This window comes from Mycobacterium colombiense (assembly GCF_001665835.1).
GTDB classification, from domain to species: Bacteria; Actinomycetota; Actinomycetes; order Mycobacteriales; family Mycobacteriaceae; genus Mycobacterium; species Mycobacterium colombiense_A.
Window position 1 is genome coordinate 42,224 of sequence record NZ_LZSX01000013.1, and the last position, 21,803, is coordinate 64,026.

The 21,803-nt window shown below is 70.8% G+C and carries 20 protein-coding genes and 1 pseudogene; 10 read left to right on the forward strand and 11 right to left on the reverse strand.

Annotated features, from left to right (window positions below):
* Positions 1 to 18: 18 nt before the first annotated feature.
* Positions 19 to 2,013: a serine/threonine-protein kinase PknD gene (locus A5760_RS02780; RefSeq protein WP_064877583.1), complete on the forward strand. Its 1,995-nt coding sequence runs from the start codon at positions 19 to 21 to the stop codon at positions 2,011 to 2,013.
* Between the two features lie 3 nt (positions 2,014 to 2,016).
* On the opposite strand, the gene A5760_RS02785 is transcribed toward A5760_RS02780, so the two are convergent.
* The gene (locus tag A5760_RS02785; RefSeq protein ID WP_064877584.1) at positions 2,017 to 3,222 is read right to left on the reverse strand and encodes a CaiB/BaiF CoA transferase family protein; all 1,206 of its coding nucleotides are present in this window, start codon (positions 3,220 to 3,222) and stop codon (positions 2,017 to 2,019) included.
* A 14-nt stretch (positions 3,223 to 3,236) separates the two neighbouring features.
* Entirely contained in the window at positions 3,237 to 4,154 is a 918-nt protein-coding gene (locus tag A5760_RS02790) for a class I SAM-dependent methyltransferase (RefSeq protein ID WP_064877585.1), read from the reverse strand.
* 137 nt (positions 4,155 to 4,291) lie between these two features.
* Between A5760_RS02790 and A5760_RS02795 the strand changes: the two genes are divergently transcribed.
* On the forward strand, positions 4,292 to 4,948 hold the full coding sequence (locus tag A5760_RS02795) for a cation transporter (protein ID WP_064877586.1): 657 nt from the start codon (positions 4,292 to 4,294) through the stop codon (positions 4,946 to 4,948).
* Between the two features lie 4 nt (positions 4,949 to 4,952).
* Here the strand turns inward: A5760_RS02795 and ctpC are convergent, their stop codons facing one another.
* From ctpC to A5760_RS02815, 4 genes are all read right to left on the reverse strand, one after another.
* Positions 4,953 to 7,184: a manganese-exporting P-type ATPase CtpC gene (ctpC, locus tag A5760_RS02800; RefSeq protein WP_064877587.1), complete on the reverse strand. Its 2,232-nt coding sequence runs from the start codon at positions 7,182 to 7,184 to the stop codon at positions 4,953 to 4,955.
* 10 nt (positions 7,185 to 7,194) lie between these two features.
* On the reverse strand, positions 7,195 to 7,476 hold the full coding sequence (locus A5760_RS02805; protein ID WP_064877588.1) for a DUF1490 family protein: 282 nt from the start codon (positions 7,474 to 7,476) through the stop codon (positions 7,195 to 7,197).
* A 113-nt stretch (positions 7,477 to 7,589) separates the two neighbouring features.
* Positions 7,590 to 8,318, reverse strand: coding sequence for a TIGR03089 family protein (locus A5760_RS02810; RefSeq protein WP_196771964.1), 729 nt, complete (start codon positions 8,316 to 8,318; stop codon positions 7,590 to 7,592).
* The gene (locus A5760_RS02815; protein ID WP_064877589.1) at positions 8,306 to 9,778 is read right to left on the reverse strand and encodes an LCP family protein; all 1,473 of its coding nucleotides are present in this window, start codon (positions 9,776 to 9,778) and stop codon (positions 8,306 to 8,308) included. The genes A5760_RS02810 and A5760_RS02815 overlap by 13 nt, the downstream gene beginning before the upstream one ends.
* 98 nt (positions 9,779 to 9,876) lie before the next feature.
* On the opposite strand from A5760_RS02815, the gene rfbD reads away from it, so the two are divergent.
* From rfbD to A5760_RS02830, 3 genes are read left to right on the forward strand one after another with little or no spacing between them, the layout of a single operon-like run.
* Positions 9,877 to 10,782, forward strand: coding sequence for a dTDP-4-dehydrorhamnose reductase (gene rfbD / locus A5760_RS02820; protein ID WP_064877590.1), 906 nt, complete (start codon positions 9,877 to 9,879; stop codon positions 10,780 to 10,782).
* On the forward strand, positions 10,736 to 11,665 hold the full coding sequence (locus A5760_RS02825; protein ID WP_155764181.1) for a glycosyltransferase family 2 protein: 930 nt from the start codon (positions 10,736 to 10,738) through the stop codon (positions 11,663 to 11,665). The genes rfbD and A5760_RS02825 overlap by 47 nt, the downstream gene beginning before the upstream one ends.
* A gap of 1 nt (position 11,666) precedes the next feature.
* Positions 11,667 to 12,746, forward strand: a complete 1,080-nt coding sequence (locus A5760_RS02830; protein WP_064877592.1) for a sugar phosphate nucleotidyltransferase — start codon at positions 11,667 to 11,669, stop codon at positions 12,744 to 12,746.
* A 10-nt stretch (positions 12,747 to 12,756) separates the two neighbouring features.
* On the opposite strand, the gene A5760_RS02835 is transcribed toward A5760_RS02830, so the two are convergent.
* Genes A5760_RS02835 through cofD form a run of 4 tightly spaced genes read right to left on the reverse strand, consistent with a single transcriptional unit; the run spans position 12,757 to position 17,222 of the window.
* Positions 12,757 to 13,293 carry an NUDIX hydrolase gene (locus A5760_RS02835; protein ID WP_064877593.1) on the reverse strand — a complete coding sequence of 179 codons (537 nt, stop codon included), beginning with the start codon at positions 13,291 to 13,293 and terminating at the stop codon, positions 12,757 to 12,759.
* Entirely contained in the window at positions 13,290 to 14,864 is a 1,575-nt protein-coding gene (locus A5760_RS02840; protein ID WP_064877594.1) for a class I SAM-dependent methyltransferase, read from the reverse strand. The genes A5760_RS02835 and A5760_RS02840 overlap by 4 nt, the downstream gene beginning before the upstream one ends.
* A gap of 10 nt (positions 14,865 to 14,874) precedes the next feature.
* Positions 14,875 to 16,224: a coenzyme F420-0:L-glutamate ligase gene (locus A5760_RS02845; protein WP_064877595.1), complete on the reverse strand. Its 1,350-nt coding sequence runs from the start codon at positions 16,222 to 16,224 to the stop codon at positions 14,875 to 14,877.
* Positions 16,221 to 17,222: a 2-phospho-L-lactate transferase gene (cofD, locus tag A5760_RS02850; RefSeq protein WP_064877596.1), complete on the reverse strand. Its 1,002-nt coding sequence runs from the start codon at positions 17,220 to 17,222 to the stop codon at positions 16,221 to 16,223. The genes A5760_RS02845 and cofD overlap by 4 nt, the downstream gene beginning before the upstream one ends.
* A 391-nt stretch (positions 17,223 to 17,613) precedes the next feature.
* Here cofD and A5760_RS02855 point away from each other — a divergent pair, with 391 nt between their 5' ends.
* Positions 17,614 to 17,952 carry a WhiB family transcriptional regulator gene (locus tag A5760_RS02855; protein WP_064877597.1) on the forward strand — a complete coding sequence of 113 codons (339 nt, stop codon included), beginning with the start codon at positions 17,614 to 17,616 and terminating at the stop codon, positions 17,950 to 17,952.
* A 69-nt stretch (positions 17,953 to 18,021) separates the two neighbouring features.
* On the opposite strand, the gene A5760_RS02860 is transcribed toward A5760_RS02855, so the two are convergent.
* A complete protein-coding gene (locus tag A5760_RS02860) occupies positions 18,022 to 18,444 on the reverse strand; it encodes a metallopeptidase family protein (RefSeq protein WP_064877598.1) in 423 nt (140 codons plus the stop codon).
* A 187-nt stretch (positions 18,445 to 18,631) separates the two neighbouring features.
* Here A5760_RS02860 and A5760_RS02865 point away from each other — a divergent pair, with 187 nt between their 5' ends.
* From A5760_RS02865 to A5760_RS02875, 4 genes and pseudogenes are all read left to right on the forward strand, one after another.
* Positions 18,632 to 19,066 carry a DUF3499 domain-containing protein gene (locus A5760_RS02865; RefSeq protein ID WP_082279312.1) on the forward strand — a complete coding sequence of 145 codons (435 nt, stop codon included), beginning with the start codon at positions 18,632 to 18,634 and terminating at the stop codon, positions 19,064 to 19,066.
* A pseudogene (locus A5760_RS27730) lies at positions 19,053 to 19,242 on the forward strand (gamma-glutamyl-gamma-aminobutyrate hydrolase family protein); the annotation flags it as partial. The gene A5760_RS02865 and the pseudogene A5760_RS27730, both read left to right, overlap by 14 nt.
* A gap of 56 nt (positions 19,243 to 19,298) precedes the next feature.
* Positions 19,299 to 20,699: a phosphomannomutase/phosphoglucomutase gene (locus A5760_RS02870; RefSeq protein WP_064877600.1), complete on the forward strand. Its 1,401-nt coding sequence runs from the start codon at positions 19,299 to 19,301 to the stop codon at positions 20,697 to 20,699.
* Positions 20,696 to 21,796, forward strand: coding sequence for a hypothetical protein (locus A5760_RS02875; RefSeq protein WP_064877601.1), 1,101 nt, complete (start codon positions 20,696 to 20,698; stop codon positions 21,794 to 21,796). Before A5760_RS02870 ends, A5760_RS02875 begins: the two co-directional genes overlap by 4 nt.
* Positions 21,797 to 21,803: the final 7 nt, after the last annotated feature.

The window sequence follows — 21,803 nt, forward strand, 5'->3', positions numbered from 1 at the left end:
GACGAAAGGGGCTCGACGGTGACCGATAACCAGCCGGCCTCGGTGGTCGGGTCCTGGTTCGGCCCCTACCGGCTGGTGCGACTTCTGCGCCAGGGTGGCATGGGTGAGGTGTACGAGGCCGAGGACGCGCGCAAGCGCCGCATGGTGGCCCTGAAGCTGATCTCGTCGGAGTTCTCGGGCAACGCGGAGTTCCGCGCCCGGCTACAGCGTGAGGCCGATATCGCCGGGCGGTTGACCGAGCCGCACGTGGTGCCGATCCACGATTACGGCGAGATCGACGGGCGGTTCTACGTCGACATGCGCCTCGTCGACGGCGTCGATCTGGCCACGCTGTTGCGCCGGGACGGGCCGTTGGCACCGCCGCGCGCGATCGCCATCATCAGCCAGGTCGCCGCCGCGCTGGACGCGGCACACGCCGCCGGGGTGACGCACCGCGACGTCACACCGGGGAACATTCTGGTCACCCCAAGCGACTTCGCCTACCTGGCCGACTTCGGCATCGCGCGGGGCGCGAGTGATCCGGGACTGACACAGGTCGGGACCGCCATCGGTACGTACTACTACATGGCCCCGGAACGATTCACCGAAGATGACGTCACCCACAGCGTCGACATCTATTCGCTCGCATGCGTTTTGACCGAGTGCTTGACCGGTTCGCCGCCGTACCGGGCCGAGACCATCGAACGGCTGGTCGCCGCGCATCTGACGAAGACGGCCGCACCGCCCAGCCAGTTACGCCCCGGCGCGTTTCCTCCCGCCCTGGATCAGGTGATCGCCAAGGGCATGGCCAAGAATCCCGCGGCGCGCTATCGCACCGCGGGCGAATTCGCCGCCGCCGCACACCACGCGCTGACCACGTCGGAGCAGCGGAAGGCCACCACGATTCTGCGCGAGGGAGAAAGCGCGGCGATGGGTGCGGGTGCGGGCGATCCACGCCCGACGCGTGAGCCGGATTCGTTCGCCCCGTCGCCGAGCGCCGAGACCGTGGCGGGTTCGTGGCCATCCGGGCGCGGCGGTGCGAACAGGAGTGAGCCGTCCCGCGCCGGGCCGTCGCTGATCCGCGCCGCCCCAACGACTTCCGGCCGCGTGTACGGACCCGGGCCGGACTTCGGGCGTCCCGCCGCGCCGCCCGACAGCAAACGCAAACAGTGGATCATCGTCGGCGCCATCGCCCTCGTCGCGCTGGTCGCGTTCGTGGTGGCGGTCGTCGGCTACCTGTCCACCGAGTCCTCAGGGCCGTCGAAGCAGGCCAGCGGCCAAAGTGTGTTGCCGTTCAACGGCATTGACTTTCGCCTGTCCCCGGGCGGGGTGACGCTGGACAGCGCGGGGAACGTGTACGTGACCAGCGAGGGCATGTACGGCCGGGCGGTGAAGCTCACGAGCGGTTCGAACGCCACGACGGTGCTGCCTTTCAACGGGCTCTACGAACCGCAGGGCCTGGCCGTCGACGGCGCGGGCACGGTGTACGTCGCCGATTTCAACAACCGGGTGATCAGCATGGCCGCGGGATCCAACAGCCAGAAGGAACTGCCGTTCACCGGCCTGAACTACCCCGAGGGCGTCGCGGTCGACAGCCAGGGCGCCGTATATGTCGCCGACCGCGGCAACAGCAGGGTGGTGAAGCTGGCGGCGGGATCCAAGAACCAGACCGTGCTGCCGTTCAACGGGCTCAACAACCCGGACGGGGTGGCCGTCGATCCCGCGGGCAACGTCTACGTCGCCGACACCGACAACAACAGGATCGTGAAGCTCGATGCCGCGTCGAATACGCCGTCGGCGTTGCCATTTCACGACCTGTCTGTGCCGTGGGGCATCGCGGTGGACAACAGCGGCACCATCTACGTCACCGAGCACGACAAGAACGACGTGGTGAAGTACCCGCAGGGCGCGACCACCGGGACCGCCCTGCCGTTCACCGGGCTCAACACCCCGCTGGCGGTGACGGTCGACAAGGACCAGAACGTCTACGTCGCCGACCGCGGCAACGACCGGGTGGTCAAGCTGACGCCGTGAGCCCTACGGCGCGGGCTGCGGTGCGCCCAGGTACTCCTCGGTGTGCTGGCCGAGGGCGGGCGGGGGTTCGGTGGCCCAGCCAGCCGATAAGGCGTCGAAGCTGGAATAGCGCGCGGGAGTGCGGATTACGGTGACCTCGTCCGCGCCGTCGCCGACCCGGAGGGCGAGCTCGTTCTCGGCGAACAGCGCGGTGCCGACGACCTGCTTCCAGGTGTAGGCGTGGCAGGCCATCAGGCCGCCCTCCTGGAGCAGCTGCACCCATTCGTCCGCGGTCTTGGCGGCCAGGGCCTTCTCGAGTTCCACGGTCAGCTCGGGATAGTTGAGCGCCCGCGCGCGCTGGTCGGCGAACCGCTCGTCATCGCGCATGTCGGGCCGGCCGATGATCTCGCACAGTTTGTCCCAGTGCTTGGGCACGTACGCGCTGATCACCAGGTAGCCGTCGGCCGCCTTGAAGGCGTCCGACGGTTGGGTGGCGAACCCAACACCCTTGCGTTTCTTGGGCTTTGGCGCCGCGTCCGGCTTCGGGGCCTCGCTCGGCTTGTTGAGGTGGATGGTCAACTGGCTGGCCTGCAGGCTGACCGCGACGTCATACATGGCGACCCGGACGACGTCGGCCACCCCGTGGCGTTCTCGGTTGAGCAGCGCGGCCAGCACGGCCTGGGCCAGCACGTGGCCGCTGGCGGCGTCGACGAGCTGGAACGGGATGATCTGGGGTTTGCCGGTGGGCGTGGGCATTCCGGTGGTCATGCCCGATTCGGCGGCGACCATCAGGTCGACGCCCGGGCGGCTGCCCTCCGGGCCGTTGCCGCCGTAGGCGGACAGGCGCGCGTAGATGAGTCTGGGATTGCGGGACTGCAGCTCGTCGGGGCCCAGGCCCATGCGTTCCATCACGCCGGGCCGAAACCCTTCCAGCACAACGTCGGCCGTATCGACCAGCCGCAGGATCTGCTGCTTGGCCTCGTCGCTGCGCAGGTCGGCCATCACCGACTTCTTGCCCCGGTTGTGGGGGAGGAACAGGGTGGCCAGCGGGGGGCGCCCGGGCAGGACGGCGGTGATGTGCCGGGCCGCCTCGCCGATGGGCGCCTCGACCTTGATCACCTCGGCACCCAGGTCGGCCAGCACCTGACCGGCCATCGGCCCGGCGATGTTCTGGGTGAAGTCGAGCACCCGGAATCCGTCAAGTGGCTTGGCGGGCTTGCTGTTTGGCATCCTGTTTGGCCTTCCTAAGAAGCCGACCGGTGCAGCACCGCGGTGCAGTAGTAATTCTGCGCGAAGGGTGCGTCGGGTTCGGTCGACTGCAGCGGCAGGCCGTTGTTGGCCAGCATCTGGTTCAGGGGGGTGCGGACCGGCTGCCAGCCCCGCTGCTGCAGGTAGGTCGCCACGTCGTTGCGTTCGCCGGGGAAGCCCAGCTCGCCCAGGGCGATATCGAGGCCGTTGCGCCGCCACTTCTCGCTCGCGGCATTCAGCGCGTCCCCGTTGATCCCGGTGTTCGCGAAGACCTCGGCCACCAGCTGACTGCCCTCGGCGGACAGGGCGGTGACGTTGTCCAGCAACCGATCCTGGGCCTCGGGTGGCAGGAAGCCGACCAGGCCCTCGGCCGCCCAGGCGGCGGGCCGGCCGGTGTCGAAGCCGGCCTGCCGCAGCGCCGACGGCCAGTCGTGGCGCAGGTCGATCGGAACGTCGCGCACCGCGGCGGTCGGCTCGGCGCCGAGCTGAGCGATGGTGGCAGCCTTGAACTCCAAAACCTGCGGCTGGTCGATCTCGAACACCGTGGTGCCGGGCGCCCACGGCAGCCGGTAGGCGCGCGCGTCCAGTCCGGAGGCCAGGATGACCACCTGGTCGATGCCCGCGGCGCCCGCCTCGGCGAAGAACGCGTCGATGTAACGGGTGCGGGCGGCGAGCATGTCGGTCATGCGTTGCATGCCCCACGGGGCGTCCGGCTCGTCGACGTCGGCGGAGGCGAGCTCGCCGGCGGCCCACCGGGTCATGAAGTCGACGCCGACCGCGCGCACCAGCGGCTCGGCGAACCGGTCGTCGATCAGCCCGTCCAGGGTGGCCCGGGCGCGCCCGGCGGCCACCATGGTGGCGGTCGCTCCCACGCTGGTCGCCAGGTCCCAGGTGTCGTCGTCGGTGCGCGCCATCGAGGAATCCCTTCCGATCTACTGGTTAGCCACAATAACGACCAGCGCCGGATGGCTCGGCGCGAGGTGCGACACGGATCGATCACGGCCGGGCGTTGCGGCCGCGGGCCCCGCCCCGGCGCCGCTAGCCTCGCGCCATGACCACTTCGGTTGCCATCCAGCAAGAGTGCCGGGGCGGCGCGACGCACGACGCCGACTGGCGGCGCGGCGCCGGGTGGGCGCGGCGGCTGGCCTGGGTCAGCCTGGCCGTGGTGCTGGTCGAGGGCGTCGTCGGGCTGTGGCAGGGATTCGCGGTCTCCTCCGCCGCTCTGACCGGGTGGGCTCTGGGCGGCGCATCGGAGGCGCTGGCCAGCGCCATGGTGGTGTGGCGGTTCAGCGGGGCGCGTGCCTTCTCCGTAACCGCGGAGCGGCGCGCGCAGCGCGGCGTCGCCGTGTCGTTCTGGCTGACCGCCCCGTACATCGCCGCCGAATCCGTGCACGACCTGACGGGTGGGCACCACGCCGAGACGTCGGTGATCGGCATCGGGCTGACCGCCCTCGCGCTGGTGCTCATGCCGGTGCTGGGCCGGGCCAACCACCGGTTGGGCACCCGGCTGGGGTCGGGTGCCACCGAGGCCGAGGGGATCCAGAACTATCTGTGCGCCGCCCAGGCCGCCGGGGTGCTGGTCGGCCTCGCGATGACGGCGCTGTGGGCCGGCGCGTGGTGGGTCGACCCGGCCGTCGGGCTGGCCATCGCCGGCGTCGCGGTCTGGCAGGGTGTGCGCGCGTGGCGCGGCGAGGATTGCGGCTGCTGACTTTTCAGCCGGCGCGCTCGCCGTTCGTCGTGCCGCGCGGCGCGTCCAACCGGTAGCGGATCAGCCGCGAGCTGTTGGCCACCACCGCCACCGACGACGCGTTGTGCAGGATCGCGGCCAGGACGGGGGATAGGGCGCCCCCCGCGCCGATGATCAACCCGGCGGCGTTGACGGCGATGGACATGCTGTAGTTCTCCCGGATGACGTCGACCGCGCGGGCACCCAGGTCGCGCACGTCGAGCAGGCGGTGCAGGTCGTCGTTGGCCAGCGCCACGTCGGCGGTCTCGACTGCGACGTCGGTTCCGGCCAGGCCCATCGCGATCCCGATGTCGGCGGCGGCCAGCGCGGGCGCGTCGTTGATGCCGTCACCGACCATGCCGACGGTGTAGCCCTCGTCCTGCAGGTCGCGCACCGCCGCGAGCTTGTCCTCCGGCATCACCTCGGCGCGCCATTCGTCGATCCCGAGCTCGCCGGCCACCACCTCGGCGATGTCCGGGTGATCGCCGGTGAGCATGACGATGCGGCGAATGCCGTTGGCGCGCAGCTTGTTCAGCACGTCGGCGGCCTCGGGGCGCACCTCGTCGCGCAGACTGATCAATCCGACCAGCTTGCCGTCGACGGCGAGCAGCAGCGGGGTCTCGGCCTGGCGGCGCAGCCGATCCACCCACTCCGACGCCTTCTTGGAGACCCGCACGTTTTCGGCGCGCAGCAGCCCGGGGCTGCCCAGCAGCAGGGTCCGGCCGTCGGCCCAGGTCCGCATGCCCAGGCCCACCAGGACCTCGCACTCCTCGTGCGGCGGGATGGTGATGTGGCGTTCCTCGGTGGACCGGATCACCGCCTCGGCCAGCGGGTGCCGAGAGTGGATCTCCGAGCTGGCCGCATACGCCAGCACCTGTTCGGGCTGCCAATCTTTGTGCAACGCAATGATATTGGTGACCACCGGACGTCCGACGGTGAGCGTGCCGGTCTTGTCGAACACGATCGCGTCCACCCGGCCGGCCTGCTCGAGGTGCGAGCCGCCCTTGATCAGGATGCCGCGCCGCGCGCCGTTGCCGATCGCCGCGCTGATCGCGGTCGGGGTGGCCAGGCCCACCGCGCACGGGCAGGCGATCAGCAGCATGGTCATCGCGCGACGGACGTCACCGGTGACCGCCAGCGTGATGGCCGAGACGACGAACGAGGTGGGAACGAAACGGCGGGAGAAGTTTTCGCCGACGGTCTGGATCGGCGCCCGGTCGTGCTGGGCCTCCTCGACCCGGGTGATGATGCGGCCGATGGTGGTCTGGCTGCCGACGGCGCGGGCGCGCACCACCAGGCGTCCGCGCACCACCACCGAACCGGCGTGCACGTGGGCGCCGACCACCACGCTGACCGGCAGGTTCTCCCCGGTGATCGCGGACTGGTTGACGATCGCCTCGCCGTCGACCACCTCGCCGTCGACCGGGATGGCGACGTGGTCGTGGACCACCACCTCGTCGCCGATCTGCACGGTGTCGATCGGCACCTGGACCTCGGTTCCCGCCTCGGGTCCGTCGGTCAGCCGGATCCAGGCCGTGTCCTGGCTGCCGCGCAGCAGTTCGGAGATGGCGCGGCGGGTCCGGCGCAGCGTCAGATCCTGAAGATACTCACCGATATTGAGCAACCACAGCACGGTGAGCGCGACGACGTTCTCGCGCAGCACCAGGCTCGCCACCGTCGCCGCCGAGACCAGCGCGTCGGTGCCGGCCTTGCCGGAACGCAACGAGCGCAGCGCCCCGCGCAGGAACGGATAGCCGGTGAACACGGTGACGCCGGTGGCGAACAGCCGGCCGCTGGTTCCCAGCAGCGGGGGCCGCGCGAAGACGTAGCGGCGCACCCCGAGCAGGGCCAGCGCGGCGCCGCCGATGACCATGCGCAGCACGTCGGCGTTGCGGATCTCCGAGGAGTGCGGCGCGCGGGCCGGGATCAGCTCGCCGGCGACGTGGGCCGCCTCGCCGATGGCGGCCAGCACCGCGGAGCGGTCGCAGCGACGCGGCGAGTACCAGACGACGACCGAACCGGTTCGGGGGTAGGCGTGCACCACGCGCACGCCCTCGCACTTGGCGACGGCCTCTTCGACCGCGACCGCGCGCCGGGAGTTGGCGCGCACCCAGTCGACGGCGACCCGCATGCGCCCGGCCGCATCCGAAATGACTTGTAGCGCAGGGTCTTCGGTTCGCGCCTCGTCTGCGATGTCGGGGACTAGGGCGAGGTCCATATCGCTGCGATCAGTGCTCGTGGTCGTGGGTGTCGGCGATCGAGGGGGTGGGCGCCTCCTCGCCGATGCGCTCGCGGGCCTCGGCCATGACATCGGCGAGCTTGAGGCGCGCCGACTCGGCGGCCTCCTCGGCCTTGCGGGTGCCACGCAGTCCGAGCTCGGCGCCCTTGACCGCGGTCTCGTGCAGCGGCGCCTTGGCCGCGGCCTTGCGCACCACCTCGTAGGCGGTCACGCCGACCAACCCGGTGACCACCGTGCCTGCCGCCTTCGCCAGGAGCCCGTACACCGCCATTGCCGCAACCTTCCTATCGTCTCAGCGTTAAGTCCATGCTTGCACGACGTTAACATCGCAATATAGCGATATCAATATGTATCGCGACGTGGCTTGCGCCGGCCCGCGGTCCCTTACAGCACCCTGGTGACTTTTTCGGTTGCGATGCGGCGCTCTTGCCCGGCAGGGTCGGCGTTGGCCACCTGCACCAGCGAGCCGCCGACGGCCATGATCGCCAGCAGCCCGTCCACCAATTCGGCGGGTCGCGACCACGACGCGCCGGACAACACCCGGTCGCCCGACGTCAATCCCCTTGCGGCCGCGGAGCTTTGGCAATCAGCCAGCACCGCGTCGACCGATCGCCCGTCCAGCGCCGGCCCCGGGTTCGGTTCGGGCACGATCTGATCGCCGTGCACCCGCACCGCGGTCGCGTAGTCCGTCACGCCGATCGGCAGGTCGGGTGCGGGGCGGCCGAACGGATCCAGCGACAGCACGGCCACCTCACCCCCCGATGCCGCCGTGCTTACGGCGTCGTCGGCCTCGTCCAGGCGCTGCGCCGTGCACAGCGCGAGGTCGGCCGGGCCGGCCAGCACCGCCTCGGCGCCGATCCACCACACCCCGAACAGCACGGCCGCCGTCTGCCAGTGCGCGGGCAACAGGATCGCCACCCGGCTGGCAGGTCCGGCGCCCAGCTCGTCGCGTAGCAGGTTGCCCGTCTTGGCGGCCCAGTTGGCCAGTGTCACACCGGACAGCTCGATGCGCTCGCCGGTGGCGTCGTCGTAGTAGGTGATGCGCGGGCCGACCGGATCGGCCCGCAACATGGGATCGAGGATGGCCCCGCTCAGCGTGATCAGTTGATGCACTCTGGCTTGTCGGAGCCGGCAGTCAGGATCGGCGAGGGCGCGGGGACCTTGGGGTCGGCCGCCACCGCGCCGGCGGTGGACACCTTGGCGGGCATGATCTCCGCGCCGCCGGACAAGCCCGAGCCCGGACCGCTGTAGTCATTGGCCAGCACCACCCGCACCGCACCCGGGGCCAGCGTGGTGTCGGCGACCACCGGCAACCCACCCAATTCCTTGGAGACCTCCTTGGCCCCCAGGTCGTCGCTCTTGGCGGCGCGCACCTGGCTGGCCTTGACGTGCCCGCTCTCGTTGTTGCCGACTGTGCCCGTGGCAAAACCCTTGGAGCTCAACACGTCTGACACGGCCGAGGCCAGGCCGTTGATGTCGGTGTCGTTGACCACGCTGGCGGTGGTCTTCGCCGGGGTGTAGGCGATCTCCTCGGTCTTGCCCTGTTCCTGGTCGTGCAGCAGGCCACCGACCCAATCGGCGACTTGATGCGGGTCCAGCCGCACCACACTCTGCATGCCGTCGTCGCTCCAGCCGGCGCCGTCGAGCACCGGGATGGTGGCGAAGGCGACGTTGCCGCCGGCCAGCTTCTGCATCTGCTGCACGAAATCCATGACGTCCCAGCCCGCGGAGATCACCACGGAGCGCTGGACGGCGGCCTCCAGCCGCCTCACCGTGGTGGGGCTGGACAGCGTCTGGCCGGAGATCACCCGGTGGGCCAGCGAGGCCATCACCACCTGCTGGCGCACCACCCGGTCCAGGTCGCCGCGCGGCAGGTCGTGGCGCTGACGCACGAAGCTGAGGGCCTCGGGGCCGCTGAGTCGTTGTTGGCCGGCCGGGAAGTCGGCGCCCGAAAGCGGTTCGAACACCGGCTCCTTGAGGCAGACGTCGACGCCGCCGAGGGCGTCGGTGATCAGCGAGAAGCCGAGCAGGCCGATCTCGGCGTAGTGGTCGACGGTGACACCGGTGAGGTCGGCGACGGTCTTGATCAGCGCCTCGCGGCCCGCCTCGGTGCCCTGGGCCGCCGCCTCGGTGGCGGAGGCGCCTGCCTTGACCAGGGCCGTGCGCTTGGCCTCCCGGGTCTGGCCGTAGACCCCGTTGATCTTGGTCTTGCCCAGGCCCGGGGCGGCGACGTAGGAGTCGCGCGGGATCGAGATCGCGGTGGCCGACTTCCCGTTGTTGGGGATACGGATCAGGATGATGGTGTCGGTGTTGGTGGCTTCCTCGTCGCCGGCCTTCAGCGCCTCCAGTTCCTCCTGCGACAACGGGTTGCCGTGCGCGTCGGTGCGGCTGTCCAGCCCGACCAGCAGGATGTCGATCGCACCGTCGTCGCCGCCCTTGCCCAGCGAGGGCGCGGACATGTGAAAGATGCCGTCTTCGAAAGACCGGACATTGGTCCACGCGATCCCGGTGCCGAGGACGACCGCGAGCGTCAGCGCGGTGGCAATCACACGAACCACACGTTGCACAGGCATCCCACTACATTACTTCCGGCACAGGAGCTTCACGGGTAGCGAAGCCCCGCGCGCCCCGGGCTTGGCCGCGCGTTTTCGGGCCATGCCAAACTCGAACCATGTCAGGCAGGATCGTGATCGCCGGCGCCGGTGGGCAGCTGGGCGGCTATTTGACCTCGCTAACAGCAAGTCAGGGCCGCGACGCCCTGGCGCTCACGTCGTCGCAGTGGGACATCACCGACCCCGCGGCCGCCGAGCGGATCGTGCGGCCCGGCGACGTGGTGATCAACTGCGCGGCCTACACCAACGTCGACGGCGCCGAGAGCGACGAGGCCGGCGCGTTCGCGGTCAACGAGACCGGGCCCGGGCACATCGCCCGCGCCTGCGCGCAGGCCGGTGCCCAGCTGGTCCACGTCTCCACCGACTACGTGTTCAACGGGGACTTCGGTGGCGCGGCACCCAGGCCGTACGAGCCCACCGATCAAACCGCGCCGCAGGGTGTGTACGCCCGCAGCAAGGTCGCGGGGGAGCGGGCCGTGCTCGCGGCGCTGCCGGAGGCGGTGGTGGTCCGCACCGCCTGGGTCTACACCGGCGGCACCGGCAAGGACTTCGTCGCGGTCATGCGCCGGCTGGCCGCCGGGGACGGTCCGGTGGACGTGGTGGACGACCAGACCGGCTCCCCGACCTACGTCGGCGACCTGGCCGCCGCGCTGCTGCAGATCGTCGACGACCGCGTGCCCGGTCCGATCCTGCACGCCGCCAACGAGGGCGCCTGCTCGCGGTTCGAACAGGCCCGCGCCGTCTTCGAAGAGGTCGGCGCCGATCCGGAGCGGGTGCGACCGGTCACCACCGACCACTTTCCCCGCCCCGCGCCCCGGCCGGCCTACTCCGCGCTGTCCAGCGGCCAGTCCGTGGCGGCGGGGATGCGGCCGCTGAGGCCTTGGCGGCCTGCGCTTGACGCGGCGCTGGCCGCCGCCGATGGCGCTGTTGCGGCCGATCGACCGTTACCCTCTACGCGTGACTGACGTCCTGCCGGTCGTGACGGTGACCTACTCACCGGGCCCGCACCTGGAGCGCTTCCTGGCCTCGCTGTCGCTAGCCACCGAGCGAGAGGTGTGCGTGCTGCTGGCCGACAACGGCTCCACCGACGGCACCCCCGAGGCCGCCGTCGAGCGCTATCCCAACGTGCGGCTGTTCCACACCGGAGCCAACCTGGGCTACGGGACCGCGGTGAATCGCGCCATCGCACAGCTGGACCGCGACGACGACTGGGTCATCGTCGCGAACCCGGACGTGCAGTGGGGCCCGGGCAGCATCGACGAACTGCTGGACGCCGCCTCGCGCTGGCCGCGTGCCGGCGCGCTGGGCCCGCTGGTCCGCGATCCCGACGGTTCGGTGTATCCGTCGGCGCGGCACCTGCCCAGCCTGATCCGCGGCGGCATGCACGCGGTCGTCGGGCCGTTCTGGAAGCGCAACCCGTGGTCGGCGGCGTACCGCCAGGAGCGGCTGGAACCCAGCGAGCGGCCGGTGGGCTGGCTGTCGGGGTCGTGCCTGCTGGTGCGCCGCTCGGCGTTCGGCCAGATCGGCGGGTTCGACGAGCGCTACTTCATGTACATGGAAGACGTCGACCTCGGCGACCGGCTCGGCAAGGCCGGGTGGCTGTCCGTCTACGTCCCGTCGGCGGAGGTGCTGCACCACAAGGGCCACTCCACCGGCGGGGATCCGGCCAACCATCTGGCCGCCCACCACAAGAGCACATATATGTTTCTGGCCGATCGGCATTCCGGTTGGTTGCGCGCGCCGCTGCGCTGGACCCTGCGCGCCTCGCTGGCGGTGCGGTCCCGCCTGATGGTGCGCAGCGCGCTGCGCGCCTCCGGACGGCGGAAACTGGTAGAAGGGCGACACTGAGGTGGCAACTCCACAAGTAGATGTGGTGATCCTGGTCGGCGGCAAGGGCACCCGGCTGCGGCCGCTGACCCTGTCGGCGCCCAAGCCCATGCTGCCCACCGCGGGGCTACCGTTCCTCACGCATCTGCTGTCGCGCGTCGCCGCGGCCGGCATTGAGCACGTCATCCTCAGCACGTCGTATCAGGCCGCGGTGTTCGAGGCGGAGTTCGGCGACGGCTCCAAGCTGGGCCTGCAGATCGACTACGTCACCGAGGAGCACCCGCTGGGCACCGGCGGCGGTATCGCCAACGTCGCCGGGCACCTGCGGCACGACACCGTGATGGTGTTCAACGGCGACGTGCTCTCCGGGGCCGACCTGGGCCAGATGCTCGACTTCCACTCCGCCCAGCAGTCCGACGTCACCCTGCACCTGGTGCGGGTGGGCGACCCGCGGGCGTACGGCTGTGTGACCACCGACGACAACGGCCGCGTCACCGCATTCGTGGAGAAGACGCAGGACCCGCCGACCGACCAGATCAACGCCGGCACCTACGTCTTCTCGCGCGAGATCGTCGACCGGATTCCGCGCGGCCGGGAGGTCTCGGTGGAGCGTGAGGTGTTCCCCGCGCTGCTGTCCGACGCCGGCGTGAAGGTGTGCGGCTACGTCGACGCCAGCTACTGGCGCGACATGGGCACGCCCGAGGACTTCGTCCGCGGCTCGGCGGATCTGGTGCGCGGCATCGCCCCGTCGCCCGCGCTGCGCGGCCACCGCGGCGAGAAGTTGGTGCACGACGGCGCCGCGGTGTCGCCGGGCGCGGTGCTGATCGGCGGCACGGTGGTCGGGCGCGGCGCCGAGATCGGCCCGGGCGTCCGGCTGGACGGCGCGGTGATCTTCGACGGCGTCAAGGTCGAGGCCGGCAGCGTGATCGAGCGCTCGATCATCGGCTTCGGCGTGCGCATCGGCCCGCGGGCGCTGATCCGCGACGGCGTGATCGGCGACGGCGCCGACATCGGGGCGCGCTGCGAGTTGTTGCGCGGCGCCCGGGTATGGCCCGGTGTGTCGATTCCCGACGGCGGCATCCGCTACTCGTCCGACGTCTAGGTGTACTGGGTTAGGCGCGCGTGGCCTGGGCGACCAGATAGGCCAGCGCGTGATCCGTCCCCTCCGGCAGGGCGTCGGCGGGCCACCATCGCAGGTCCTCCGACTCGTCGCTGATCGCGATCTGCGCGCCGGCCGGCGCGTGCGCGACGAACTGCAGATCCAGATGGCGGGTCGGCACGCCCAGCGAGCAGGTCACCGGATGCACGTGCACCGCGGCCAGTCGGGGCTCGATGCGCAGCCCGTCGATCCCGGACTCCTCGGTGGCCTCGCGCAGCGCCGCCGCGAGGACGTCGGCGTCGTCATCATCGCAATGGCCGCCCAGCTGCACCCACCGGCCCAGGCGGCGATGTAGGGTCAGCAGCACCTGCCTGCCGGCGTGGTCGAGCACCAGCGCCGACGCGGTGACGTGGCCGGGCACGCACTCGCGCAGGCATGCGTCGGCGCGGGCGTGCACGAAGGCCAGCACGGCGTGCCGCAACGAATCCTGGGCCGGGTCGGGGGGCTCCCAGTCCGACAGCACGGCGATCGCCGATTCCCGAACGCTCATCGTGACCCCCGCCGTTTCCGCCGATCCCGCAGCGACACCCACGCCGCGCGGCAGTCCGCCACCGCGTCGGCGGGCAAGCCCAGGCCGTCGATCAGCACGCGGCGGTCGACGACGTCGAGCGCCTTCTCGATCTCGTTGGCCTTCAGCAGCAGGTCCACATCGCAGGCGAGTTCGGCATCGGCGAGCGCCGGCGGGGGGATGGGCAGCTGCTCGGCCTCGCGGGGCTCGAGCTCCAGGACGCCGCCGCCGTAGCTGCGGCCCATGATCTCGGCGAAGGCGAACGTCACGCTGTTGTGGAACGCGGCGGCCAGCGCGGCCGGCTCGACCCGGGCGGTGAGGCGCACCCGGTGCACGGTGTCGGTGCTCGTGGCCGCGGCGGCGTTGACGGTCAGCCGCGGCGCCCGGTGGATCTGGCGCAGCAGGAACAGGTCGGGCATCCACAGCGACGGCGTGGCCCACCACGGCTTGCGGATCGAGCACTTGTAGCCGCGGTGCACCCCGGCGGCTTCGCCGGCGCGGACGTGGGCGATCAGCGCTGGATCGGCCGGTTCCCGCGGCGCGTTGAGCAGCCAGCTGCGCTGCCCGGCGGCGAGATCGCTTGCCCGGCAATCGGTGTCGTATACCAACCCGGACAGCTGGGCGCTGCGCGAGACGAGCGGGACGCAGTGCGGCCGCAATCCCAGCTCGTCGGCCTGGGCGTCGGTGAACGTGAAGAAGGCGTTGCGCCCGGTCACGATGCCGACGTCGACCTCGGCGACCGACCCGAGCCGGGTCAGGCTGCCCGAGCCTTTGAGCGCGCGCAGCAGCCGGATCGCGGCCGGGTCGAGAAAGTACTTGGTCCACTTCTCGTCCTCGTGCAGCAGCGTCGGCGCCGATTCGACGTCGAGTTCGGCCTCGGCCAGGGCGTCGGCGTCCCTGAGGTGGACGGTGCGGATGCGCGCGGGGCCGGTGCCGACGACACCGCAGAACAACACGACCTCCTGCAGGATGCCGTCGAACACGAGGCGCTCGAAGGTCAGCAGGGTGATCTCGTGGAAGCGGCTCAGCAGGAAGTCACGCAGCTGCGCGGCGTAGGTGACCTGCAGCAGCTCGGCCGGCAGCACCAGTCCCACCCGTCCGCCGTCGCGCGCCAGCACGGTGCTCGCCACTACGAACGGGACCCAGGCGTTGGTCAGCCGGGTGGGGCGCAGACCCTCGCGCCGCATCAGGTCCAGCGCCGGATCGCGCTGCTGCGCACACCAGTTGCCGAAGCGGATGTAGGGCGGGTTGCCGGCGACGCCGTCCCAGCCGCCGGCGTCGGCGGTGGCGAGCCAGGCGAACAGGCTCTCGGCGTCGACGGGCGCGAACCGGCGGGACTTCGCCGCCTCGTCGGCGATCAGCTCGACGCCCCGCACCTGGTCGCTGAGCCGGGCCAGCTCGCGCAGGATGGCGCCGTCGCCGCAGGAGGGTTCGACGATCCTGGGCCCCGCCGCGCGGACCCAGGCGGCCAGGAAGCGGGCGACCGGGGCGGGGGTGTAGTAGCCGCCGCGGACCTTGTCGGCCGAGGCCGTCGCCTTGCCCGCGAACTTCATGGGCTCAGTATCACTTGCGGATCAGCAGATCACCGGGGTCTGCCGGATCGCGCGGCCCGGCCGGTTCGGCGGCATAGCCGATGGCGATGGCGCCCAACGGCTCCCAGTCGGCGGGCAGTTCGAGCTCGGCGCGCACCAGGTCGGCGGCGAAGATCGTCGAGCCGATCCAGCAGCTGCCCAGCCCGCGCACCGCCAGCGCGACCAGCAGGGCCTGCACGGCCGCGCCGACCGCCACGGTGAACATGGTGTGCTCGGCGTCGGTGCGGGCGGCGTCGGGATAGGCGTGGGCGCCGTCGGGCACCAGGATCGGGATGACGGCTTCGGGCGCGTCGTAGAGGATTTGGCCGCGCGCCACCCGGCGGTCGATGGAGTCGGCGGGCCGACCGTCACCGGCGAGGTCGGTGCGCCACTTGTCCTTCATCCGGTCCAGCAGCCGGGTCCGGGTGGCCGGGGTGCGCAGCCAGACGAACCGCACCGGGCGGGTGTGGTGCGGCGCCGGTGCGGTCAGCGCCTCGGCGACGGCGGCCTCCAGCAGATCGGCGGGCACCGGCTCGGCGCTGAACCGGCGCACCGATCGGCGCAGCAGCTGCGCCTCGCGCCGGCCCATCTCCAGGGCCTCGGCGGTGCCGAGCCAGAACAGGTCCTCGGTGCCCGGCCGCAGCAACTGCCGCGCCGTCGACCCGTCGTCGGTCACCGACAGCCCGCGCACCACCGCCACCGGCATCGCGGTCAGTTTGCCCTTGACCAGATCGGCGGCCGCGGCGATCTCGTCGGCGATCGCGACCTCGGTGACCAGCAGCTCGTTGCCGTGCTGATCGACGGCCCCCGAATAGCCATGCAGCACAGCCAGACCCGCAGCGCCCACGGCCGTGTCGGTCTGGCCGTTGCGCCACGCGCGGCCCATCGTGTCGGTGATGACCACGGCGACCTCGACGTCGAGCCGCTCGCGCAGCCCGGCGCGCAACGCCGCGGCGCTGCCGTCCGGGTCGACCGGCAACAGTGCCAGTTCGTCGCGCCCGACGTTGGAGCCGTCCACGCCCGCGGCGGCCTGCACCAGGCCGATCCGGTTCTCGGTGATCAGGGTTCGGCCCTTGCGGGCGAGCACCCGGACGGCTTCGTCGTCGACCAGCTTGCGCCTCAGCTCGTCGCGCTCCTCGGGATCCCGCGGCGCCGGCACCAGCCGGCCCTCGCACTTGGACACCGCCTTGCTGGTGACCACGACGACGTCACCGTCGCGCAGCCACGGCGCGGCCGCGGCGACGGCCGCGCCGAGATCGTCGCCGGGCCGGAACTCGGGCAGCCCGGCGACGGGCAGGATTTCGATGGGGGCGGCGCTGCCGTGCTCGCCGGCGCGCGTCACGGGCTCACCCCCGCCAGGTCCAGCCCGGCCCGGACCATCTCGGCCGTCGCCGCCGGGTCGGTCATCACCAGCGGCACCGAGCGCACCTTGACGCCGTCGATGTCGGCACGGTCGTCCTCGCTCACCAGCCAGCCATCCAGGATGCCGGTGTCGCGGCGCGCGCCGTAGTGGCGGCCGACCGCCTGGGCGGTCGACTCGACCCCGATCACCGATAGGCAGGCATCGGCCATGCCGCGCAATGGCTTTCCACCGATGATCGGCGAGTAGCCGACGATCGGTGCGCGCGCCGCGCGCAACGCGCCGCGAATGCCTGGGACGGCCAGGATGGCGCCGACGCTCACCACCGGGTTCGACGGCGCCAGCAGGATCACGTCGGCGTCCGCGATGGCCGCCGTGGCATCAGTTGTGGCGGCCGCCTTTTCGGCGCCGACGAAGGCGAAGCTGTGCGTGGGGACCTGGGCCCGGTAGCGCACCCACCACTCCTGGAAGTGGATGGCCCGCCGGCTGCCGTCGTCGGGATCGGTTATCACCACGTGGGTCTCGCACCGGTCGTCGCTGGCGGGCAGCAGCCGCGCGCCGGGTTGCCAGCGGTCGCACAGCGCGGTGGTGATCTGCGACAGGGGGTAGCCGGCGTTGAGCATCTGGGTGCGCACCAGGTGGGTGCCCAGGTCACGGTCGCCGAGCCCGAACCAGTCCGGCTGCATGCCATAGCGTGCCAATTCCTCTTTGGCGTGCCAAGTTTCGTTGCGGTGCCCCCACCCTCGCTCCGGATCTACACCTCCACCTAAGGTGTACATGCAGGTGTCCAAATCGGGGCAGACTCGCAGTCCGTGGATCCAGGCGTCATCGCCAATGTTGACGATCGCCGTCAGCTCGTGACTGCCGGCCTCCGTGTCCGGGCGCCGTTGCGATTGAAATTGACCGAGCCCGAACAGCTGTTGAACCCCCAGCAGGAAGCGGGCGCCGCCAACCCCACCGACCAGAACGGTGACCTTCACATTGCACGACAGTACTGCCCGGCGGCGGTGCTGTGACGGGCCCATTGGGGGTGCCTCAAAGTTGCGGTTCCCCAGCGGTTGTGGGCAACGTGTGGGAAAGTTGAGGGCCCTGTGATCGACACGCCGAAGGCGCAAAACAACAGAAACGCCGAAATTCGATCACGAGATGGTATGGAAATGCGCCGAAGTGCTTGACCCGGCAGATCAACCCGTGTCTAATCACATCAGTGTCATTTCCCGGTTGGCCGGCCGACTCCGGTGTCGCAGACCGAGATTCGATCACTTGTTCGAATTGTCTGTACATCAGAACAGTGGGAAACCAATCACTCTCTCTCTCAATCAAGCTGAGGAGGCGGACGACCGTATGTCTTACGAAACTTTTCGAGGCGCCATGGCGAGCACGCCGCACACCGACATCGACCCCGCGCTGGACCTTCCCGCTCGGCCCCATTTGACCGTGGTTCCTGATGCGCCAATCGCTTTCGAGCCCGAGCCCTTGCCGGAGCCGGCCGCGGACCAGTGGCAGGACCGCGCGCTGTGCGCCCAGACCGACCCCGAGGCCTTCTTCCCGGAAAAGGGTGGTTCCACCCGCGAGGCGAAGAAGATCTGCCTGGGTTGCGAGGTGCGTCATGAGTGCCTCGAGTACGCCCTCGAGCACGACGAGCGTTTCGGCATCTGGGGCGGTTTGTCCGAACGCGAGCGCCGCCGCCTCAAGCGCGGCATAATCTGACGCACCCTGATCGCAATGCGCGCTGAGCGTTAAGCCTCCAGCGCTCGACGCGCAACGCGCAGGGAGAAGTTATTCGTCGTCGATCGTCGGATCGATGACCGACGGCTCAACGTCGAGGTAGATGGCGACCTGGGCCACCAGGATTTCGTGCAGCAGGTCGCCGAGTTCGACGGTGTCTTTGGCCCGTCGCTCAATTGGCTTGCGGAACAACACGATTCGCGCCCGCGTGGAGTTGCCGCGGATGTCGACGCCGGCCGGGATCAACCGCGCCAGCGGGATCGGCCCATCGGCGATCACCTCGGGTGGCCACTGCACACTCTCGGGATCCTTGGCCGAGATGCGCGGAATCTCGTCGACCGCCACGTCCAGCTCGGTCAGCCGGTCCTGCCAGCTCCGCTCGATGGGTTCGTAGGCCTCCAGCACCGCCATGTCGAACCGCTCGGCGCGGCTGCGCCACCCCGGCACGGTCGGGGGCAACAGCGGGCCGCGCATATCGCGGCCCCTGCGGAAGAGTCGATGGGTAGCGGTTCGCCGCGGAGCCGAACCGTCGGAAACCCGATCTCTTCGCGGGGAGCTGCGCGAATCACCCACGCGCCGATGGTAACGGTTGCACATCGAGGGCCCGGGAGTTGCGCGTGTCCGGCGCTTCGGCGGCGTTTGCGCACGATAGCCTTCGAGCGTGAACGTTCCCCGTCGCTGTTGCCGGCCCGGGTGCCCGCACTACGCCGTGGCGACCCTGACGTTCGTCTATTCGGACTCGACGGCAGTCGTCGGTCCGTTGGCGACCGCGCGGGAACCGCATTCCTGGGATTTGTGCGTTAACCATGCCGGCCGGATCACCGCGCCCCGCGGGTGGGAGTTGATGCGCCATGCCGGCCCGCTGCCCACCCATCCCGACGAGGACGACCTGGTCGCCCTGGCCGACGCGGTGCGCGAGGGCGGCGATCGCGGCGCACCGTACGCGGCGACGCCGGTGAACGGCTTCGCCGACGCGCACATCCATCACGGTGGGTCCCAGGCCACCGCGCCCAGCAGCAGCCTGCTGGCACCGCCCGAGCAACGCTCCGGACGGCGCCGCGGACATCTGCGCGTATTGCCCGATCCCAGCGACTAGCTCCGATGGTGGCGACCCGCTGCGCCCGGCTCCGCCGCGCTTGCGATCGTCACTAGCCCCGATGGTGGCGACCCGCTGCGCCCGGCTCCGCCGCGCTTGCGATCGCCACTCGCCCTGATGGTGGCGACCCGCTGCGCCCGGCTCCGCCGCGCTTGCGATCGCCACTAGCCCGCTCCAGTTCTTCGCGGCCCGATAGGCTGACGGCCAAGAGTTCACGTCGTCAGGAGTCCGCATGTCTCGGCCCGCCGCGACTGTCCACCGTGTCGTCAAGGCTTACGACGTGCGTGGGCTAGTCGGCGAAGAGCTCGACCAGCCGCTGGTCACCGATCTCGGCGCAGCCTTCGCCAAACTCATGCGCGGCGAGGGCGGCGCCCGCCAGGTCGTGATCGGTTACGACATGCGGGACAGTTCGCCCACGCTGGCCGCCGCGTTCGCCGCCGGCGTGACCGGCCAGGGACTGGACGTGGTGCGCATCGGCCTGGCGTCCACCGATCAGCTCTACTTCGCCTCCGGGCTGCTGGACTGCCCCGGCGCCATGTTCACCGCGAGCCACAACCCGGCGGCCTACAACGGCATCAAGTTGTGCCGGGCGGGGGCCAAACCGGTCGGCGCCGAGAGTGGCCTGCGCGTCGTCGCCGACGACGTGATCGCCGGCGTCGAGGGCTACGACGGGGAACCGGGCACCGTTAGCGATCGCGACGTGCTCGCCGACTACGGGAAGTTCCTGCGGTCGCTGGTGAACACCTCTGGGCTGCGCCCGCTGCGGGTGGCCGTGGACGCCGGCAACGGCATGGCCGGTTTGACCACGCCCGCCGTGCTCGGACCGATCAACTCGATCACCTTGGAGCCGTTGTACTTCGAGCTCGACGGCTCGTTTCCCAATCACGAGGCCAACCCGCTCGACCCCGCCAACCTGGTGGACCTGCAGGCTTTCGTGCGCGAGACCGGTGCCGACATCGGGCTGGCCTTCGACGGGGACGCCGACCGCTGCTTCGTGGTCGACGAACGCGGCAACCCCATATCGCCGTCGACGGTGACCAGCCTGGTGGCCGCCCGTGAGCTCGGCCGGGAGATCGGCGCGACGATCATCCACAACGTGATCACCTCGCGCGCGGTGCCCGAACTGGTTGCCGAGCGCGGCGGCACTCCGCTGCGGTCGCGGGTGGGGCACTCCTACATCAAGGCACTGATGGCCGACACCGGCGCGATCTTCGGCGGTGAGCATTCGGCGCACTACTACTTTCGCGACTTCTGGGGCGCCGACTCCGGGATGCTGGCCGCGCTGTACGTGCTGGCCGCCCTCGGCGAGCAGGACCGCCCGCTGTCGGAGGTGACCGCGGACTACCAGCGCTACGAATCGTCCGGCGAAATCAACTTCACGGTGTCCGATGCCGGGCAATGCACCGAGGCGGTGCTGAAGTCGTTCGGCACCCGGATTCACTCTCTCGACCACGTGGACGGGGTGACGGCCGACCTGGGCGACGGCAGCTGGTTCAACCTGCGCAGCTCCAATACCGAGCCGTTGCTGCGGCTGAACGTGGAGGCGCGCACGGCCGAGGACGTGGCCGCGGTCGTCGACCAGATCAGTGCGGAGATCAGCGCGATGACGGCGGGCGTGAAGGCCGCCCCGTGAACGCCGCCCGGGCGATCGATCTCGAGGACACCGAGGGCCTGTTGGCCGCCGACCGCGACGGCCTGTTGCGGGCCGCGTCGTCGGCCGGCGCCCAGGTCCGTGCGATCGCCGCCGCGGTCGACGAGGGTGCGCTGGACCCGATGCGCGCCGACGACCGTCCGCGCAGCATCATCTGGGTGGGCGGGCGCGGTACCGCCGAGACCGCCGGGACGATGCTGGCCGCGACCATGGGTGGAACCGCCTCGCAACCCTTCACTCTCGCCGACGAGGTACCGCCGTGGGTGGGTCCGCTCGATGTGCTGGTCGTCGCGGGCGGCGAACCGGGTGATCCCGCGTTGGTCGCCGCCGCCGCGACCGGGTTGCGCCGCGGCGCCCGGGTGGTGGTGGCGGCGCCGTATGAGGGCCCGTTGAGGGACGCCGCCGCCGGGCAGGCTGCGGTGCTGGCGCCCCGGCTGTCGGTTCCCGACGAGTTCGGCCTGTGCCGGTATCTGGCCGCCGGGCTGGCCGTGCTGCACGCCGTGGACCCGCGACCGAAGGTCGACCTGGCGGTGCTCGCCGACGAGCTTGATGCCGAGGCGCTGCGCAACAGCGCCACCCGCGAGCTGTTCACCAACCCGGCCAAGCTGCTGGCCGCGCGGATCGCCGAGCGTCAGGTGGCGCTGGCCGGCGACGGCGCCGCGACGCTCGCGTTGGCCCGGCACGGCAGCTCGGTGCTGTTACGGGTCGCGAACCAGGTGACCCCGGCTGCCGGGCTGTCGGACGCGTTGGTCGCCCTGCACGCCGCGGCGTCGGACGGTTTCGAGGATCCCGACGCCGCCCTCTTTCACGACGAAGAGATCGACGGACCGCTGCCGCAGCGGCTGCGGGTGCTGACCGTGGTTTTGGCGGCCGAGCAGGCGGGGGTTGCGGCCCGCACCGCCGGGCTGGACAACGTGTACCTACTCGCCGCCGAGGACGTGCCCGACGGGCCCGGCGGCTCGGCCGGCTACGGCGTGTCGCCTGCGCTGGGGGGCCCCGGCAGCCCCGAGCAGCAATTGGCAGTATTGGCCGTCCGGTTGGAGATGGCCGCGGTTTATATGCGGCTGGTGCGGGGATAGATACAAC